The following is a 1,529-nucleotide window of genomic DNA, read 5'->3' as shown; positions in this document are numbered from 1 at the left end:
AAACGGGGAGGATTCGAAAACCGCTCGACCACAACCGCTCACTGGAACAACGGCAATTCCGGCGACAGCATCCATCGCCCGATAATATCGTGCCGCGTTTCGCCGACATGGCTGTGGACCAGCACCAGTTCCTCGACCTGCCACAGGATCGGATCGATCGCGCGCGAGAAGGCCGGTTCGTCGCGATAGCCGAGCGTCATGTGCGGGTTGAAGGTCCAGCCGTCGCGCGGCTCCAAGCCGGCGTCGGTCACGCGATCGCGGATCGCGCGCTGCAGCAGCGCGAGCCCGGTCGAGCGGCCATTGGGCCGGAGCGCCACCGACCGCGTCGTCCCGACCACGCGCCCCATCGACAGCAGGAATCCCGGCATATCGATATCGTTACCCACCGCGATCAGCTGGTCGACGAGCATTTCGGGCAGGCCGATATGGTCGTTGAATATCTCCATCGTGACATGGAGATGCTCGCTCCTGACCGGGCGACCGGGACAGTACAGCCGCCGCGCCGCCTCGATCGCGGGAATGGCGTGCATCGCCGGCTTGATGGCGAAGAACAGGCGGTGAAGCGTTTGCACGAGCATGACAGTCCTCCGAATCGGGTGATATGTTCATGATATGTTCTTGCATCGAAGGAGTCGACTCATGACCGACACGAATGCCAATCGCGGTGCCTTCCACCATATCGACCTGAGCGTCAGCGACGTCGCCGCGGCCAGGCGCGTCTATGCGCCAATGCTCGACTTCCTCGGCTATACGCTGGTCAAGGACCGGCCGGACGGCTGCGAATGGGATTTGAAGGGGCGCGAGCCGTTCGGCGCCTCGCTGGGCATCCGCACCGCGACCAGCGGCGGATCGCACGACCGCTATGCGCCGGGGCTGCACCATCTCGCGTGGCGAGTCGAGAGCCGCGAGGTGGTCGACGCGGCGCATGCCCTGCTGGTCGAACACGGCATCGCAGTGCTCGACCCGCCGGCGCATTATCCCGAATATTCCGGCAATTATTACGCCGTCTTCTTCGCCGACCCCGACGGGCTCAAGCTGGAGATCGTCCACGCGCCGGGATGGATCTGAGACGGACCGCGAAGGGTGGCCGCCGCTCGCCCGTTATCCTCTCGGCATTGTAACGATGAGGAGAAGAGACATGCGTACCAAGCTCTTGTGCGCCGCGCTGATCGGCCTGACCGCGCTGACCGCCGCCGCACCGTCCGAGGCCCGGATCAACCAGCGCCAGCATCGCCAGCAGGATCGCATCTATAACGGCATCCGCACCGGCGAACTCAATCGCCGCGAAGCTTATCGGCTCGAGCGCCGCGAAGGCCATATCGCCCGCTACGAAGCCCGCGCCCGGGCCTCAGGCGGCGGCCTCAACGGCCGCGAACGCTATCGCATCGAACGCATGCAGGACCGCACCAGCCGCGCGATCTATCGCCAGAAGCACGACGCGCAGGTGCGCTGACCGGCGTTTTAAGCCCCTCCCCTTCAGGGGAGGGGTTGGGGTGGGGCAGTCACGGGCGATACGCTCTGCGAGGCAT

General features: G+C 65.1%; 3 protein-coding genes. 2 read left to right on the top strand and 1 reads right to left on the bottom strand.

Translation table 11 applies throughout. From position 1 onward, the window contains the following. Positions 1-38 precede the first annotated feature (38 nt). Positions 39-578 (bottom strand): 2'-5' RNA ligase family protein, encoded by a 540-nt coding sequence (locus tag SAS01S_RS21930; RefSeq protein ID WP_066813373.1) that lies wholly within the window; start codon positions 576-578, stop codon positions 39-41. Between the two features lie 61 nt (positions 579-639). Here SAS01S_RS21930 and SAS01S_RS21925 point away from each other — a divergent pair, with 61 nt between their 5' ends. Together SAS01S_RS21925 and SAS01S_RS21920 are read left to right on the top strand one after the other, a co-directional pair. After that, positions 640-1,068, top strand: coding sequence for a VOC family protein (locus SAS01S_RS21925; protein WP_066813372.1), 429 nt, complete (start codon positions 640-642; stop codon positions 1,066-1,068). Between the two features lie 70 nt (positions 1,069-1,138). Beyond that, the gene (locus SAS01S_RS21920) at positions 1,139-1,453 is read left to right on the top strand and encodes a hypothetical protein (protein WP_066813370.1); all 315 of its coding nucleotides are present in this window, start codon (positions 1,139-1,141) and stop codon (positions 1,451-1,453) included. Positions 1,454-1,529: the final 76 nt, after the last annotated feature.

The sequence above is a fragment of the Sphingomonas asaccharolytica NBRC 15499 genome (genome assembly GCF_001598355.1).
Lineage (GTDB): Bacteria > Pseudomonadota > Alphaproteobacteria > Sphingomonadales > Sphingomonadaceae > Sphingomonas > Sphingomonas asaccharolytica.
The sequence above is the reverse complement of the archived record's forward strand: the minus strand, read 5'-3'. Positions and strand labels throughout refer to the sequence as shown.